We start from the raw sequence: 16,752 nt of genomic DNA, 5'->3' as shown, positions 1-16,752 counted from the left end.
ACTCCGTTCGATGATCGGATCATCGGTGCAGCCGGCAGTGATCGTCTGGACGTCGGCCGGCGCGGACACGGTCGACCGTGAGCGCAGGCGATGGTCTGGGCGAAGAACTGGTCACCAGTGAAGGATGGTGCGGTGACGTCGACGCGGCCCGCGACATGGCCCTAGGTGAAGGGCGACGCGGTTGCGCGCAGTGCGGATACGGCTCGCATGAGGCGAGTACCGACCTCATGGGTCGCATCCGACAACTCGATCATCATAACCGATGCTGTGACCCGTTTCACCCGAAAATCGGGTCCCCGCCGAGGCTGTCCCGCCGTTCCGGTGGCATGTTCTCCAGACCTTTGGACCGGCGCAAAACAGCCCCTGACCTGCCCGAACGGAGACCAACGTTCCCATGTCAGCACCGAGTGCAATGATGAGTAGACAGTCAATCCATCCTTAATGTTACATCGAAACTTATTCGAATCTTTTTTCTTTTTTCTATTGCGAATGTCAATTTGACCGGATAAGATCTGATTAACAGCTTTTCAAATCAGCACCACTTCCCCGACAACGAAGTCCGAGGCAGGTGAAAAAGCAATGAAGGGCACCACCAACCGTTCGACCCCCGACCAGGCAGACGAGCCGGGTGCGACACAGCCGTCGCCCCGATTCGCCATCCGCTTCGAATCAAGCATGTCTCGTTTCGCCGAGAACGCTGTCGCTTCCGACCGTGCCCATTTCTCCCTCCTCGAGTCAGTCTCCTCAGTTGTGTTGGAACAGGTCTTCATCGCCCTCGAACTACCCATGCCCGAGGGCTCCGAACCGTTTCGCTGCGAGACGATCTCCGCATCCTTCGAACGCCGCGCCAAAGAGTCCGAAGAGAACACCATCTTCGGCGCTGCGGAGAAGTCGAAGACCTCTCCCAGGGGCGCGTCTTCAACCAACGTCGCGTCTTCGCCCAACGGCGCGTCGTCGCCCACCGACGACACGACCGGCACCGGCGGCTCCCCTTCCGCGACAGTTGTGCTCTATGACGCCGACTTCGCCCGCGAACAGTTGCACAAGGCGACTGAGTCCGAGGCGAAGGTGCTGCCCGAGTTCCCCGAGCTCGATGAGGGCATCTGCTTCTCGAAATGGGTCTATGACTATGTCGACGCTGAGGATCTCGTGGAGATCTCGACGGTGCTGGGGACCAACACTGCCCGGACCTACCGTCAGCTCTCCGGCGCGATGACGATCTTCTATGGTCTGCCGCGCTTCGCCGACCGCGTCCGCGCCGGAGAGTTCACCCAGGCACATGTCGATGTGGTCGCCCGCCAGTGCGCTGATGTCGCGTTCGACTTCCTCCCGAAGCTCGACATCTTCCTGGCCGCGAGGCGCGCCGATATCACCTGCGAGACCCTGCGCCGAGATCTGGCGAAGATGATCGCCCTGCTCGTTCCGCCGGTCGACAACACCGAACTCGCCACCAAGCGTCGCCGCGTCGATGTCGAAGGCTACAAGGACGGCTCGGCCTGCCTGACCGTCAGCGGGCCTTCAGCAGAGATCTTCGCCTGCTACAACCGAATCCAGGGCATGGCGCTGGCCGTGCATGGAAAGAACAAGTCGGCGTTCAATCTGCCTCTGGGCGTTGAGATCAGCGATGACCGCTCCATCTCTCAGCTCGAGTACGATCTGTTCACCCGGCCAGTGCCGGAGCTCAAGGTCAAGGTCATTTCGGTCGACCCAATCACGGGTATCCAATCCGCCGAAGAGAAGTCGCTGCTCGACACCGACGGCGAGCTCATTCCGGATATGGACTCCGACGACGCTGTCGCCGACTTCGCGAAGCACGTCGCTTCGGACTCGGACGACGATGTCGCAGAATCGTCCGCCGGGTGCTCGGCCGACAGCACCGCAGAGTCGTTCGACGGATTCTCTGTCGCCAACCGACCCGACGGTTCGGCTTTCCGGCCCGACTGCAGCGTCGAAGGTGAGGACCCTGACGGTCCCATTGAATATGTCGTCAAGTTGCGCATGCCCACAAGCGCGTGGTGGCTGTCGCATCAGGCCGCCACCGTGGTGACCGTTCCTTTCCTCTCGCTCACCGGAGATTCGGATCTGCCCGGCACTTTCGCCGACGGCTCACCGGTACCCGTCGAGGCGGCTCGCAGCATCGCCGGTCGGTCGAAGAGCATCCAGCGGATCCTCACTGATCCCGCCACCGGCACTCCCACCGACGCCAAAGCGACCACTTACCAGGTCCCCAGGGATCTTCGGAAGACCTTGGTCGAGCAATGGACAGTGTGTACCGTTCCCGGCTGTGTTCGTCGGGCCGAGAAGTCGGAGATCGACCATGTCGTTCCGTTCTTCCATTTGGATCCGCTCAAGGGCGGTCTCACTCGGTTCGGCAACCTTCATCCTCTGTGCAAGAAGCATCATGCGTTGAAGACCGCCGGCCGTCTTCGGGTCACTATGCCCAAATCCGGTGAGCTCGACTACGAGTTCAAGCACGGAATCTCGACCACCGTGTCGGCGCCGGGTCAGCCGATCAATGTTGCCCAAGCGCTCGAATTCGATTCCCTGGGACGATTGAGTCTCAAGCGGTGGAAACTGCCCTGGTCGATGGTTCCCTCAGCACCTAGGGTGCTCGAGCTCATGCCTGGCGAGTCGACGATTCGTCAGCGCGACGAAGAGAAGCGCCAACGGGAGGAACACGAAGCACGCCAGCGACGTCTTTCGGAGGCGTATCGGGAGCAGCAGGCTGAGATCAGGCGGCTGCGACTGGAGCGTTGCCTCAATTGGGAGAAGTCTGTCCACCAGCTCTGTCTCCCTACCGGTTCCAACACTCTCACGGTGAAGCAGCTGACGGGGAACGCGAAGTACGCCCGAGTCGTCAGATGGGCGCGTCTTGCCAATCTCGACATCGACGATATCGACTTCGACCCGAATGAGCCCGACAAGCGCAGCGCCCGTACCGCCGCTGGCCCGAGCCTCACCGGTTCCGAAAGCAATTCGCAGTCTGCGGACACTGCAGGCCGCAACGGCGCTGGAGTCGACGATCCCTGGGACCACCGCTTCGTCTCCAAGACAGTGAACTGGGACCACGACCTCGAGGTCGATCCCCCACCGTTCTGACGACGCGCCACGGAGCCTGTGGCATCGCTCTCAACGCAGAGCTGAAGCGACAGCGCTGGTGGCAGAGCACCCCCGTGCCGCAACTGCTGACCGCGATTCGGCGGTAGAGCCGTCGCCTACCCCAGCGGGCTGGTCGTAGTCCACCTCACTGGGCCGGCCTTCGCCTATCGCAGGGTCCCGGCCTTCGCCTATCGCAGGGTCCTGGCCCTCACCTATCGCAGGGTCCCGGCCCTCACCTATCGCACAGACTCAGCCCGCGCCTATTGCAGCGGTTGCCGTTCGTCCACTGCGTCGACTTCAGTCGTGAGGTCGCGACCACGGGTCTCGGGCGCGAAGAGCGCACCGAGCAGGCCGCAGCCGGCGAACAGAATGAGAACGATCGCAACGGGCCACCATGAGTCGGTGATCACGGCGACGAGCGAGGCCGCGATCACTGGCGCCAGACCGCCGGAGACGACCGATCCGACCTCTTTGATAGTGGTCATGAACGTATACCGATGCTTCGATCCGAACAGTTCGACCAGCCAGCTCGACTCGACACCGTAGAGATTCGGCAGAGGCCCGCCGACGAAGACCGCAAAGACGGCCGCGATGATGATCGGGTTGCCCGTGTCGATGAGGATCATGGCCGGAATCGCGAAGAGGATCTGGAATAGAGTGAACCCCAAGAACACGGGTCGGCGACCCAGCTTGTCACTGAGCTTGCCGAAGTACGGCACGGTCGCGAAGCCGATGACGGTGCCGATCATGATGCCGGTCGTGACCACCGCGGAATCAAGTCCCGTCGTAGTCACCACCCACCCGACCATGAAGCCTTTGACGAGGTAGACTGCGGAGTTCTCTCCCATGCGAATGCCCAAGGCGAGCAGGAACGACTTCGTCGACCGACGCGCCTCGACGAGGATGCTCGGCTGATCGCTCTTGTCCGCGGCCACCTCGGCGCGGCGCTCCTTCGCCTCTTCGAACACCGGGGACTCCCTGACCTTCGTACGAATCGCCAGAGCCACGAAAGTGGTGACGATGCTGAGCAGGAAGGGCACCCGCCAGCCCCAGCTGAGGAAAGCCTCGTCCGGCAGCAGGGTGAGCAGCGTCCACAGAACTGTGGCCAGGAAGATTCCGCTGTTGGTCCCCATCGCCACGATCGCCCCGAAGAGCCCACGGCGACGCACAGGCGACGATTCGACCAAGAGCACCGAAGCTCCGGCCAATTCGGCTCCGGCTCCGAACCCCTGCACGAGCCGGAGTACGACGAGCAGCATAGGCGCCCAGATGCCTATCTGCGCATAAGTCGGCAGAAGCCCGATGCCCATGGTCGCGATGCCCATCATCGAGAGGGTCACGATGAGTACGATCCGACGTCCGTGCTTGTCACCGACTCGGCCGAAGACGTATCCGCCGATCGGCCGGACGACGAAACCGGACCCGTAGACGCCGAGACTGGAGATCAGCGCTACCGCAGGAGTCTCGTTGGGGAAGAAGAGCGGCCCGAAGACCAAGGCTGAAGCGAGTGTGTAGAGGGTGAAGTCCATGTACTCGAGCGAACTGCCGAGCCACGACGACCACGCGGCACGGCGCAGTTCGGGACGAGTCACATTCGGATCAGGAGGGGAAGTAATCTGTGCGTTTGTCTTCATTGACATGATTTCAACTTTCTTCGATTCGAATTCTCGCTTGCTCAGCAGGGAGCCACAGTGCAGTGGGCGGCTGGCGCCTGCAGCTGCCCGCGGACATGGGTCGGCGGGTGCGGGCTCCGGTTCAGCGCAGGTAGATGCGGGTGGGATCGAGCGTCTCTCGCAGCAGCGCCAGCTCCCCCGGAGTCGGAGGCAGCGTCGTCTCCAGGTCGGGCGAGACCTGCAGGCTCCACCCGGTCTGGCGCACCACCTCGGCGGGGTCGACACCGGGGTGAACGGCCGTGAGTGTGAGTTCTTCGTCCTGGGCAAAGCGCGTCATGACTCCCATGTCGGTGATCACATGGGTCACGCCTGCACCCGCCGGCATTGACCCGACCTCCGCTTCGGCGGCCTTCTTCGATCCCGGGGAGGTGACGAAGTCCAAGGATTCGACGAAGGTGCGCGGGGTGTGCCTGCGCATGACGAGGAAGATCTCGGCCGCGCCCGCCATGGCTTCGATTGCTCCGCCTGAGCCCGGAAGTCGGCTGTCTGGGTGCTCCCAGTCCTCGCCGATGAGGGTAGAGTTGAGGTTTCCGTACTTGTCGACCTGCGCGGCACCGAGGAAGCCGACATCGATTCGCTGGCCTTGCAGAACATAGTTGAACAGGTGCGTCATCGGCATCACCGAGGCGGCCCCCGGAACCAAGATCGAATCCGAGATGCTGCGCGGCATCACCGGCGGCCTGGCTCCGGTGACTCCCGACTCGTAGACGATCTCGATGTCCGGTGCGACGGTGTGCTGAGCCAGAGAGACGGCAAGCGTGGGCAGGCCGTGCCCGGCGAAGACCACGTTGCGTCCGGCCAGCGCCCGCGCCGAATGGACGGTGAGAAGTTCGCTGCTGGTGACCACGTCGCTAGCGACCTCGCTGCTTGTGGTCTCGCTGAGCTCGTCGCGGGACCGGGTCTCAGTGGTGTCGTGAGCACTCAGTGTCATGCTCGCCCTCCGTAGTTCACAGGTGTCGAATATGCGTCGTGGATGGCCATCCGCTCGAAGTGGTCCGATCCGAGGGCGGCAAGGAACTCATCGTGGTCGCTCGTGCCGCAGATATTGGACTCGAGCCAGTTCTGGACCGCCGCCGCGTCGCGGGCGAGCGCCGACCACTGTCTCGAGAATTCGTCGTCGCGGTCGTAGTAGCCCTGGACCGAATGAGGATGCGAGCCGCGTGGCACGGCGACGACAGCATCGACGACGTGCGCGGGAACGATTGTGCGGTTCGGGTCGGAGCGGACGACAGCCTCGTCGACGATCTCCTCAACCGTGACGATGAGTCGGCGACCAGCGAATGCGGCCTCGGTTTGAATCCCGAGCATCCCCCATGCCTGCACGTTTCCATGCATGTCCGCACGTTGGGCGTGGATGATCGTGAGGTCGGGATTGAGTGCGGGGACGACGTGGATGTCCGGTCCACCGTAGGGGTCGGGAACGGACTTGATCCGCGGATTCTTCGCCGCCAGGTCGCTGCCCCGGTAGGAGGCGATGGGCTGGAACGGCAGCTTCGAGGCACCGGCCTGATAGCGGGCGACCATTCCGCCGTGACTGTATTCGTCGAACCACAGCGGTTCCGGGTCCGACTTCTCGATGCGCCGCCGCAGCTCGTGCAGGGAACCGGCCGAACTGTTGGCGATGAACGAGGAGATGAGACCTTTCAGGCAGTTCGCTCCGAGCAGCTGGTCGACGATGACGTCGCAGGACATGCGTGCGAGGACCAGATCTGTGAAGCCTTGCCGGATGATCTCGTGCGCGGCGGCCACCGGCACGATGTGACCGAACCCCTCCAGAGCGACGGTGTCCCCGTTGCGCAGATAGGTGCTGATCGCCCGGGGAAGACTCATCGTCTTGTCCATCGCGTTCCTCCTCGAACCTCGAATGACTGTGACCTCAGTCATCCTTTCAAAGTCATTGATACCCGTCCAATACTTATAATGGAGACGATTAATGCACTCACTGCACGAATATGATCTGGCCCTCACTGATGAGGATGCCGCGTCGACGATTGGGGCACCGATATGGACACAAAGCACATCCGCGCATTCCTCGTCCTCGCTGAGGAACTTCACTTCGGCAGAGCCGCCGAACGACTGCATATGACCCAACCGCCCCTCAGCCGACTCATCCGAGGTCTGGAGTCCGACATGTCGGCACAGCTGTTCGAACGCAGCACTCGGTCCGTGCGCCTGACTGCGGCAGGACAGGCGCTCGTCGAACCTGCGCGCGACATCCTCATGAGTCATCGCCTCGCCGACTCAGCAGTGCAGGCAGCCGGGAAAGGCGAGGTCGGACATCTGCGCCTGGGATTCACCGGCATCGCGACCCATAAACTCATCGGCCGGCTGCTGAAGCTGGTCCGCGGCACTCACCCGGGAATCCACCTCAGTCTGCAGAGCGCCTCCTTCGGGATGCCGGCCATCGACAGCGTCGCCGACGGCTCAGTGGACCTCGTCTTCGGCTATTGGCCATTTGTGCCACAGTCGGTCGATACTCGCGTCGTCGCCCAGGAGTCGCTTGTCGTCGCCATGCACAGAGAGCATGCCCTGGCAGGCCGCGAGTCGGTGTCGATGAGCGAGCTCGAGGGAGAGGAGTTCATCACGGTGCCGCCGAATCCGGGGTCGACGACGATCGAGCGGCTCTACGAGCTGTCGCAGGCCGCAGGTTTCAACCCCACCGTCATCCAGGTGGCTCCGGACACGTGGACGATACTCTCGCTCGTCGGTGCGGAGATCGGCTGTTCGGTCACAGTGGCGTCGGTGCTGAAGAACGCCTCCTTCCCCAATATCGCCTTCGTCCCCCTCGAAGACCCGAAGGGGCCGTTCCCGCTGCTCATGGCATGGCGCAGAGATGACGTCAGTCCTGCCCTCGCCGAGGTGCTTCGACTGGCCGAGCAGCTGTTCCCCACCGATGTCCCGTAGACTCACATCAGTAAACGATCGCTCGAAAAGCAGCGTGGGCTTCACGACGAGGATGTGGTGATTCATGAGTGTGCTCTATCTGGTTCGGCACGGGCAGGCGTCGTTCGGCACCGATGACTATGACCGGCTGTCCGATCTCGGCAAAGAGCAGAGCCGCATCACCGGTCGCTTCCTCGCTTCCCAGGGCATCGAGCCACACCGACTCGTCCACGGCGAGATGTTGCGACAGCGCCAGACGGCCGAGAGCCTCATCGAAGGCATGGGTCGGAGCACGGACGCCCACGTCGACGCAGGCTGGAACGAATACGCCGCATGGGAACTCACCGGAGTGCTCACGGATCTCGACCCTCGCGCCCAGCACGATTCCAAGATATTCCAGGGCGAACTCGAACGTGGTGCCGCGCGCTGGGCCTCGGGCGAACACGACGAGGACTACACCGAGACCTACAAGCAGTTCACGTCACGCGTCGATCGGGCCCTCGACGAGACAACCAGCGCGATGGGCTCAGGCCAGTCGACGATCGTCGTCTCGAGCGCCGGTGCCATCGCGTGGACCGCGGCTCGCCTGATCGGCGGAGGTTTCGACCAATGGATGGCGTTCAACCGCGTGACCATCAACACCGGCATCACGAAGGTCATCACCGGCCGAGGCGGCACCAGCCTCATCTCGTTCAACGACCACGGCCACCAGGACCCGAAGAACGCCACCTATCGCTGAGGCGGAGCGAATCGTTTCGCCGACCGGCATCCTCCGCTGCGGCGTGAGAGCCGACGCTCTATGACACTCACACGTGCCTCAGCATGATCCTCACGCATGCATCCGCGCGCCTTTCACCACACGGTCAACACCGTTCTTCGCACCGCGCAGCGCCACCCCGACGAGGTTGAGCTCCTCGGCCGGGACTCCGGCGACGGCAGCCCGGTTGGCTGCGTCGTGGCCGGTGGAGAACAGCTCCTCGGTATAGATCGCTGTCGGGATTCCGCGGCCCATCGCCTTCGTCCGGATCGACCGCAGCTTATCCGCATCCGCCGTCATCACCATGACCGGCTGGCGCAGCATCGGCAGGTAGTTGTTGCCGTCGGCGTCCCGGTAGTTCTCTCCGACCAGGCCCTCATCGCTCGTGGCGATTCCGGACATGAGGAAAGCGGTGACGTTGAGTTCCTGCCACGGCTGCAGGTCGTCGCGAAGAACGACGACGACCTTGGTGTCGAACCGCACCGGCGCGCTCGGATCGGCGGAGAGTGACGGCGCGGCCGCCTCGGTGATGGAACTGCTCGCGGCCACCTCGGCGGGGGTGGGCTGGCTTTCGGTCTGATCTGTGGTGTTTGTGTTCTCGTGCATGAATCCAGCCTGGCCGGCCGCGGCACCGCCGGTCTTGTACATTTGTTGCATGGTCGACGTCATCCGCGCGTGGCATCCTGCGGTCCCGCAGGTGCAGGAAGTCCTGCACGCCCGTTTCGATCATCACGCCTACCCCGCGCACACCCACGATTCGTGGACGGTGCTGCTCATCGACGACGGCGCGGTGACCTATGACCTCGACCGTCACGATCACCTCGCCACTCCCGCGGCCGTGACGCTGCTGCCGCCGCAGGTGCCTCACGATGGCCGTTCCGCACTGGCTGACCAGGGCTTTCGCAAACGGGTGCTCTACCTCGATGCCGATTGGCTGCCGCCGACCGCTGTCGACGCTGCGGCCGATTCGCCCACCCTGCTCGGCGCCGATGCGCTGAACACCGTCACCGATATCCACTCCGCCCTTGCCGATCCCGCCGATGCCTTAGCCGCCGAATGCGGTGTCCTGGCCCTGCACGAGATCGTGAATTCCTGCCTCGCGCCGTCGACCGAGGCCGCGTCCGATGCGCCGCTCGCCCGTCGTCTGCGGGAGATGCTCGATGATCGTCTGCTCGAGTCCTTCACCATCGCCGAGGCGGCCGCCGAGCTCGGCGCACACCGCAGCCACCTGGTGCGGGTGTTCACCACGACGTTCGGGATCGCGCCCCACCGGTACGTCATCGGTCGCCGGGTCGATCGCGCCCGCAGGCTTCTCCTGGCCGGTCGCTCCCCCGCCGAGGCGGCCGTGGAGTCAGGATTCCACGATCAGGCCCATCTCACCCGCCATTTCCGCTCGACCCTGGGCACGACACCCGCCATATTCTCCAGACGGTAGAGGGCGGAGCCGATGACGATTCGGCTCCGCCCTCTGCGCACGGATCAGGTAGGAGGTCGCATCACATCGGATCGGGCTTCTGTCGCCTCGACACGAGGATAGCGGCGATTCCGCCCCCGACGAGGAGCGCGCCGAGGAGGCCGAAGGTCATCGCTCCAGCGGCGCCTGTCCTCGGCAGATGAGAACCGTCGCTGCCGCGGTCGTTTCCTCCGCTGGTGTTCCCTCCGCTGTCGCTGGCGGATCCATCGGCTGAGGTGCTTCCGCCTTCAGACGTGCTCGACGCAGCACTGCCCGCGTTCGAGTTCGTCGCGGCCGAGTCATCAGCGTCCGGATCAGCTGCGGCCGAGTCGCCGGCGCCCGGATCAGTCGCCGCATCGGCATCCGGCTCGGCCGTTGCCTTGGCATTGGTGTCCATCGAAGCTGTGTCCTGGTCGCTAGGATCGGCCGATGCCGAGTCCTGGCCGTCCGAATCGGCGGTGGCGTCTACGTCAGCATCCTTTGACTCCTCGTCCTTGCCGTCCGGGTCAGTCGAGGCATCGTCAGCACCATCGGGATCGGTCGAAGCTTCGGCATCTGACTCCTTCGACGCGTCGGGGTCGGCATTCACGTCGGACGAAGTGTCCGGGTCGGATGATGCGTCGGGGTCGGCGGCAGCATCCGGGTCAGTCGATGCATCCGCATCAGGCGACGCGTCCAAGTCAGCGTCCGCATCAGGATCGGTGGAAGTGTCCGCGTCTGAACCCGGGTCTGCAGAGGCGTCGCCACCCGGATCGGCACCGCCTTCGACATCCTTCTTGTTGACGATGTCTGAGAACGCCACGTCCCGCTTCTCACCGGTGATCGTCACGGTCTGCGTCTCGTCCGTGAGCACATATCCGTCGGGAGCGCGGGTCTCCGTCATGGTGTAGTCGCCCCAAGCCAAGTCGGTCACTTCGAACTGCCCGGCCGCCTCATCGGCGTCGAGCTCTCCATTGTCGGCCACGACGAAGTCCTCGCCGTCCGGACCCGTCAGTGTGAATTCCGCACCGGCGAGCGCTTTGCCGTCCTCGTCGACCTTCTTCCAGCTCAGTGCGCCGGGAATCTGTTCGTTGACGATCCGACAGGTGATGATCGCGTCCGTGTCCACAGTCTCGGTCAATTCGAATCCGTCGGCGATGTTTCTGGTGCCGACTTCGCGTCCGTCAGCGGTGCAGAGCGCGTTCGAACCGGACTGCTGCTGCAGTCGGTAGCCTTCCTGCTGCTTCTCCGAGGCCCGCACCCCTTCGGCCGGGGTCTGCAGTTTGAAGCTCACCGTCCCGGCCGCATCGGTGGTCTTCTCGACTCCGTCCACCGAGTCCGGGGACGAGATCGTCCAGCCCTCGCCCGGGTGTGTCGCGGTGCTCTTCGCATGTTTGCCGGCCCCGGGGTCGATGAGTTTGGTGACGTTGAGAGTTCCGCGGCAGCTCTTCGTGGCGATCTCACGGAGCTGTTCGGCCAATTCGGAGTAGTCCGAGACCACATAGTAGTCATCTCCTGCGGTCTGGCCCGAGACCAGCTTGATGTTGCCCTCGTTGATCTCGCTGCCCACTCCCAAACCGACGACCTTGGTACCTTGAGATTTCAGCGCATTCGCCGATTCGATGGCTTTGTCGATGTCGATCTGATCGGTTCGCGTACCGCGGTCGGTATTGCCCTGTTCGGACCCCGGCACCCCGTATGCCGTGGGCTTGCCATCGGTGACGAACAGCACCAAGTCGTGGTTCGTGCCGCCCAGCTGCCCGAGCCCGCGGTCCCAGTTCGTGCCTCCCGAGTCCTGCGGAACCCGCCGAAGCGCGACGATCTGCTCATTGAGTTCGTCCACTGAGTCCGAGGTTGCGACAGAGGTGCTGTTGATCGGCTCATTGGTGCCGTCAGGCCCGAACGTCGCAAACGAGTTGACAGACACTCTGCTGGGAGTCCCCGAGAGGCCGCTGACGACAGATTTGGCGGCCGACTTCGAATCGTCGACGTCTCGATCGGACAGGGAATTCGACAGGTCGAGGACGACCCCGATATCGAGGCCGCATTTGTCGGCCAATGAGGGGTTCGGCAGGGGTTCCGCCGCGGCCTGTGCCGGCGCGACGGAGGCACCGAGGAATGCGAACGAAGCAAGAACGGACGATGCGAGGATCGCGGCTCCGTGCTTCGTCAGAGGATGTCGCTTCAGAGACAAGGGTTGGCTCCTTCAGAAAAAGCCGTCACCTGGCATTCGACGAATGCCAGGTAAGCGGATGCACTGACCATGGGGGTGAGGCGGCCCTGCAGCCACGTGGTTCTGCAGGGCCGCCTCGGGCGAGTCCGGGACTCGGAGGGGACCCGAATCGGCTGTCGTCCAACTGCCGGCTCAGGCTCGGAGCGATCGTGGGTCTTGACCTCTCCATAGACTGAGACCTGCGCGCGGAGGCTTTCGTTCGCGAGTTCCAGAAGTTTCTTCCGGAGCACGAGGACAAGGTCTTCGGTCGTGTGTCCGGCCGAATTGAAATTGCTCAGTCACACGTGGGCTTTCCTGCTCATACGGCCGAGAATGCGTCGCCGTGTACCCAGACCTGGGTGATTGGGAAGCTGGGTTCTGCTCCTGTAGAGTTCTTCCACTCCCCCTGAAATGCCCCGAACTGTCCCCGAACTCACAGTTGAGGTCCCTCATGCAGTCTCCCCATCGACGTCCGCGCCTTACTTTCGAGGCGATGATCCGATGACCGAAGCGTGGTCGTCATCGGCCGATAGTTCCCGCTCCCCTTTCGGACTGCCGCGCCCGGGCAGCGAACTCAGCGACTCCGACCTCTGTGCCCGGATCCGTCACCATCGGCCCGAATCAGCAGCCGCACGGGCAGCCTATGGTGAGCTCTATGCCCGGCATCGGCTGCCCGCATTGCATTTCGCACTGCGCCTCAACCGTGATCGTGCGCAGGCAGAAGATGCCGTCGCCGAGGCTTTCGCCAAGATCTGGCGTGCCTGGGGACAGGGGAAAGGACCAGATGAGTCGTTCAAGGCGTACCTCATGGCCGCGGTGCGCTCCGAATCGTACCGGCGCACGGCGACAGCCCGTGCCACAACGATCGTCGAACCCGATGTGCTGACGTTCCTCGCAGACAGCGAACCGGGCGATCACGCCGCCGAGGTGGCTGAGCGCGATCAGCTGGGCCGTGCTTTCAAGACCCTCCCCGACACCTGGCAGAACGCGCTCATTCTCATCGACATCGACGGGACACCGACCGCTGATGCAGCCGAGAAGATGGACCTGTCGCCGAATTCCTTCAGCTCGCTTCTGCGTCGTGCCCGAGAGGGGCTCCGGGCCGCCTATCTGCAGGAACACGTCGAACCCAGTGCCCCTGAATGTGCGGAGTACTCCTCCGAGCTTGCGCGTTTCGTGCGCCGGCAGCTGAGCCCGAAACGCTCCGAAGCGATCGAGACCCATCTCAGCCACTGCGGTCACTGCCGCCGTCAGTCCTTCAAGCTCCGCAGCGTCAATACGACGTTCCAGGCATGGATCACGCCCGCTGCTCTCGCTGCCGCGCTGATCGAATGGGGCCATTTCCCGGAAGCAGCTGTGCTGCTGACGGGAGCAGGAACGGCGAACGTCGGGCCCGAAGGGCAGTCGAGTACGATCGCCGCGGAGCCGCACTCAAGCCCGGCAGCCGCAGTTTCGAAGAGCAGCACGGGCACAGCGGCTGCAGGCGGCTCCGGAGGCAGCACCACCGGAATCGCGGCCGGGGCGTCGGCGGTCAAAGTCGCCATCGCGAGCATCGCCGCCAGTGCCGCCATCGCGGCCGGTGCCGCCACACTTGTGAATCTTCAGAGCGACCCTGCCCCACAGTCTGCTGCTGCGGCAGAGACTTCCTCCGCGCCTGCTGGCTCACCGAAGACGACGCCTTCTTCAGTCTCTCCACCGCACGCTGCTGGGCCGGCCGGAAGCGATGAGAGAGGTGAGAGTTCGGACGAACGCGAGCAGAACGCCGCTGAGCGCTCCGCTTCACGCGAGGAGGAGCGGTCGCGGGCCTCTAGGGAGAACACTCAAAAGCCCGCCCCGCAGGAAAAGACCCAGACCCCCTCCTCGTCCGACCGGCAGCAGCCGAGGGACGAGGACGAAGAGCAGGAACCCGCCGAGGCTCCGCCTGCCGAACCGGATGAGCCCTCATCCGAAACGACCCCCGAGACTGCCGAACCCACACCGGCCGAGGAGCCGACGGTCTCGAGCGAGCCCGGCCCAGAACCGAGCAGCACTCCTTCGGCCCCAGCAGAACCGAGTTCCGACTCCTCATCGGAATCGTCGGAAGGCACTGACGATGCGGCTGCGAACGGCGACGCGGGCTCCTCGACCGCGCCCAGCGAACCGGATGCGGGGGTCGACTCGACCTCAGAAGCAGACGCAGACGATTCGACTGCAGCAGATGCTTCTGACGCCTCAGACGCCGACGGAGAAGACCCTGACGAAGGATCCCACTGTCACGTCGTCGGCTGGTGGGAGTTCTGCCACTGATCCACCGCCGAAGACGGAGAGCTCAGACTGCTCGCGGTGGATCGATCGGTCCGGTGCCTCTGACAACTGGCCGGCAGGCGGCCGCCTCGCCGCAGACGATTCTCACGCAGTCACCTCTGCTGAACGCGGTGGGCGTAGGCCACAGCCTCGGCGCGGCTGCGCACGCCGAGTTTGCGGTAAAGCGCAGACAGTCGGTTCTTCAGCGTACCCGGCACCACTCCGAACTCACGGGCGATCTGCGCGATCGACTTCGATGAGTCGATCGCGAACAGCAGCGACTGCTCGGTCGGCGTGAGATCGGTCTGGAAGTCCGGGGACACCGGAGAAGTCTCCGGCAGCTCGAGCAGACGCTTCTGCAACACGGCCGACGTGATCTCCGCAGAATTGAACGACCGCGCCACGTCCACCCACTCGGAACAACCGGCCGAAGCGGGAATGAGCACCTCTCGAGCAGACTTCGACAACTGAGTGACAGCAAGCACCGAAGCCGTGATCGCACAGTAGTCGAGCATGTCGACGAAGGCCTCCAGCGCCTCGGCGGAACGGCCCTCATGGTGCAGCATGTCGGCACGCAGAGCCATGGCGGAGCTCTTGAGCCTGGGCCCCTCATCGCCGGCCAGCAACTGTCCTGTGGCGGTCCACAGGGGATCGTGCTGCCCGAAGACGAGGGCCTGACGAGCCTTGACGACCGAGTACCCCGAACTCTGCGGGCTCATTCGGCCGGCCAGGTCCTGCAGGGCCTTCCCCTCCCCCGCGGCGGCCAGCACGAAGCCGACGATGTTGACGATGGCCGAGAACCGTGAGCTCGGAACTCCTGTCGTCGGCAGAAGTTGAACCTGCGGACTCTCCACCAACAGCTTCGCCGCGGCCGAGGCTCGCCCTTCATACACAAAACACAGGCTTCTCAGCACGTGCGGAATGGGCCCCAGGAACTGGGTGGGCTTCGACTGGTCGAGTGCGGTGAGGATCTGCCCGGCCGCATCGAGATCGAGCCGGTCCAGGCTGCGCATCGATTCGATGCACAGGGCCGTATATTCGTCCGGCAGCGCGGCCATTCCGAATCTGCGAGCGTCCTCACGTGCGCGTTCCAGGTTGCGGTCCATATCCGATCCGTGTCCGTGCCCCATTCCGGCCAGGGCGGTCTCCACAAGACCCGCGAGCAGCGGGTGCGGCGAGTTCGGGGCATAGATCTCGGCGAACTGGACGACCCGCTGGAGCACGCGCATCGCTTCGGGGAAGCGACCGGCCACCACCAGATTCCGCCCGTGCTCGAGGTTGAGTTCGGCCTGCAGCATCAGCGTGGGCCCGGGCTCTCCCGCGCCGAGGTGGCGCAGACGTTCCCGTCCCACATCGATGACGTTCAACGCGGCTTCGTTCTCCCGATTGAGCCGGTGCGTCCGCGCTTCTAGCATGGTCACCACAGTCACCTCGTCGGCGGTGAGTCGACGTTCGGTCTCGGCGGACAGGAGTCCGTGCATCTCGGGCAGCACGATGCTGGCGAAATCCGTGGCCGCAGCCAGTGCCGCCATGTCGTCGGTGCCCAGACGCGTGCGGGTCGAGTCGATGCGACGGGCGGCGCTGCGAGCCAGGGTGAGGATCGGGTTCTGCGCCAACACCTCCTCGGGGACGCTGAGGTAGGCCTCGATGGCGCTGGGCACATCGATGAAGACATTGACCGAACGGCGCGCCCATGCCCGTTCGAGGACATGCCAATCACGGAGCTCCATGACGAGTTCGACGACCTCGGTCAGACCTTCGCGTCTGTCCGAACGCTGTCGGCCGATGGAATCAGAGACCGCCGCTCCGAGCGCTTCGCGCGGACTCCTGTCGGCGGTGTCGGAGCCGCACGTGACGATTCGACGCATGAGCATGCGGATCAAGGGCGGGACCGTGAACACCTTTTCGGTGTCGGTCGGGACTGTCAGGAGTCCCTCGTCGACGAGGAGCGAAGTGAGTCCTTCAGGCGAGGCCCCTGCCGATGGGGCCACCTCGGCGGCGGCGAAGGCGGCGTGGATGAGATCGACCATCGCCGAGGTGATTCGCGGGGCCCACGCGAACAGGGTCAACAGGTAGAGTGCCCCGGATTCGCGATTGGTGCCCTCGATTTCCGGCGTCAACGAAGATGAGAGCATCGCATCGATGCGGTCGGGGTCATCGTCGGTAAGCGGTATGCCGGCGTTGACACGTGCTCGCACGAGCGTGTCGGCGATACGGGAGCGACCGCCGCTGCAGCTGAAGAGCTGTTCGAGAGCGGCTGGGGACAGCTCATCACTGTGGCCGACCGACTCGGCAAAGGAGTCGATGGACGATGCGCGAGGACCGAACCGGAACTCGAAACCGGAGTCCTTTCGGGGAGTCGCCTCGTCATTGCTTTTGGGGTCTACAGGGCAGGTACTGGTCACGGCACGGT

At 64.0% G+C, this 16,752-nt stretch carries 11 protein-coding genes; 5 read left to right on the top strand and 6 right to left on the bottom strand.

Annotation, left to right across the window (positions count from 1 at the left end):
- Positions 1-579 precede the first annotated feature (579 nt).
- Complete coding sequence (locus tag AC3CD9_RS19350) at positions 580-3,099, top strand: HNH endonuclease signature motif containing protein (protein ID WP_488365637.1); 2,520 nt, start codon at positions 580-582, stop codon at positions 3,097-3,099.
- 260 nt (positions 3,100-3,359) lie between these two features.
- On the opposite strand, the gene AC3CD9_RS19345 is transcribed toward AC3CD9_RS19350, so the two are convergent.
- The 3 genes from AC3CD9_RS19345 to AC3CD9_RS19335 all read right to left on the bottom strand — a co-directional run bounded on the left by AC3CD9_RS19345 (position 3,360) and on the right by AC3CD9_RS19335 (position 6,614).
- On the bottom strand, positions 3,360-4,691 hold the full coding sequence (locus AC3CD9_RS19345; protein WP_488365636.1) for an MFS transporter: 1,332 nt from the start codon (positions 4,689-4,691) through the stop codon (positions 3,360-3,362).
- Positions 4,692-4,854: 163 nt separating this feature from the next.
- Positions 4,855-5,703 carry a CoA-transferase subunit beta gene (locus AC3CD9_RS19340; protein WP_488365635.1) on the bottom strand — a complete coding sequence of 283 codons (849 nt, stop codon included), beginning with the start codon at positions 5,701-5,703 and terminating at the stop codon, positions 4,855-4,857.
- Complete coding sequence (locus AC3CD9_RS19335; protein ID WP_488365634.1) at positions 5,700-6,614, bottom strand: CoA transferase subunit A; 915 nt, start codon at positions 6,612-6,614, stop codon at positions 5,700-5,702. Before AC3CD9_RS19335 ends, AC3CD9_RS19340 begins: the two co-directional genes overlap by 4 nt.
- A 162-nt stretch (positions 6,615-6,776) precedes the next feature.
- Here AC3CD9_RS19335 and AC3CD9_RS19330 point away from each other — a divergent pair, with 162 nt between their 5' ends.
- Together AC3CD9_RS19330 and AC3CD9_RS19325 are read left to right on the top strand one after the other, a co-directional pair.
- Positions 6,777-7,676 carry a LysR substrate-binding domain-containing protein gene (locus tag AC3CD9_RS19330; protein ID WP_488365633.1) on the top strand — a complete coding sequence of 300 codons (900 nt, stop codon included), beginning with the start codon at positions 6,777-6,779 and terminating at the stop codon, positions 7,674-7,676.
- A gap of 64 nt (positions 7,677-7,740) precedes the next feature.
- Positions 7,741-8,394 carry a histidine phosphatase family protein gene (locus AC3CD9_RS19325; protein ID WP_488365632.1) on the top strand — a complete coding sequence of 218 codons (654 nt, stop codon included), beginning with the start codon at positions 7,741-7,743 and terminating at the stop codon, positions 8,392-8,394.
- A 90-nt stretch (positions 8,395-8,484) separates the two neighbouring features.
- Here AC3CD9_RS19325 and AC3CD9_RS19320 read toward each other — a convergent pair whose 3' ends face one another.
- The gene (locus tag AC3CD9_RS19320; protein ID WP_488365631.1) at positions 8,485-9,018 is read right to left on the bottom strand and encodes a DUF2000 family protein; all 534 of its coding nucleotides are present in this window, start codon (positions 9,016-9,018) and stop codon (positions 8,485-8,487) included.
- 49 nt (positions 9,019-9,067) lie between these two features.
- Between AC3CD9_RS19320 and AC3CD9_RS19315 the strand changes: the two genes are divergently transcribed.
- Positions 9,068-9,847 (top strand): AraC family transcriptional regulator, encoded by a 780-nt coding sequence (locus AC3CD9_RS19315; protein WP_488365630.1) that lies wholly within the window; start codon positions 9,068-9,070, stop codon positions 9,845-9,847.
- A gap of 61 nt (positions 9,848-9,908) precedes the next feature.
- Here AC3CD9_RS19315 and AC3CD9_RS19310 read toward each other — a convergent pair whose 3' ends face one another.
- Positions 9,909-12,038, bottom strand: coding sequence for a SpaA isopeptide-forming pilin-related protein (locus AC3CD9_RS19310; RefSeq protein ID WP_488365629.1), 2,130 nt, complete (start codon positions 12,036-12,038; stop codon positions 9,909-9,911).
- 519 nt (positions 12,039-12,557) lie between these two features.
- Here AC3CD9_RS19310 and AC3CD9_RS19305 point away from each other — a divergent pair.
- The gene (locus AC3CD9_RS19305; RefSeq protein WP_488365628.1) at positions 12,558-14,342 is read left to right on the top strand and encodes a sigma-70 family RNA polymerase sigma factor; all 1,785 of its coding nucleotides are present in this window, start codon (positions 12,558-12,560) and stop codon (positions 14,340-14,342) included.
- A 110-nt stretch (positions 14,343-14,452) separates the two neighbouring features.
- Here AC3CD9_RS19305 and AC3CD9_RS19300 read toward each other — a convergent pair whose 3' ends face one another.
- Entirely contained in the window at positions 14,453-16,744 is a 2,292-nt protein-coding gene (locus AC3CD9_RS19300) for a helix-turn-helix transcriptional regulator (RefSeq protein ID WP_488365627.1), read from the bottom strand.
- Positions 16,745-16,752: the final 8 nt, after the last annotated feature.

This window comes from Brevibacterium sp. MGP-B1, assembly GCF_057766545.1.
Note: the sequence above shows the minus strand (reverse complement) of the source record. Positions and strands in the feature narration are given on the sequence as shown.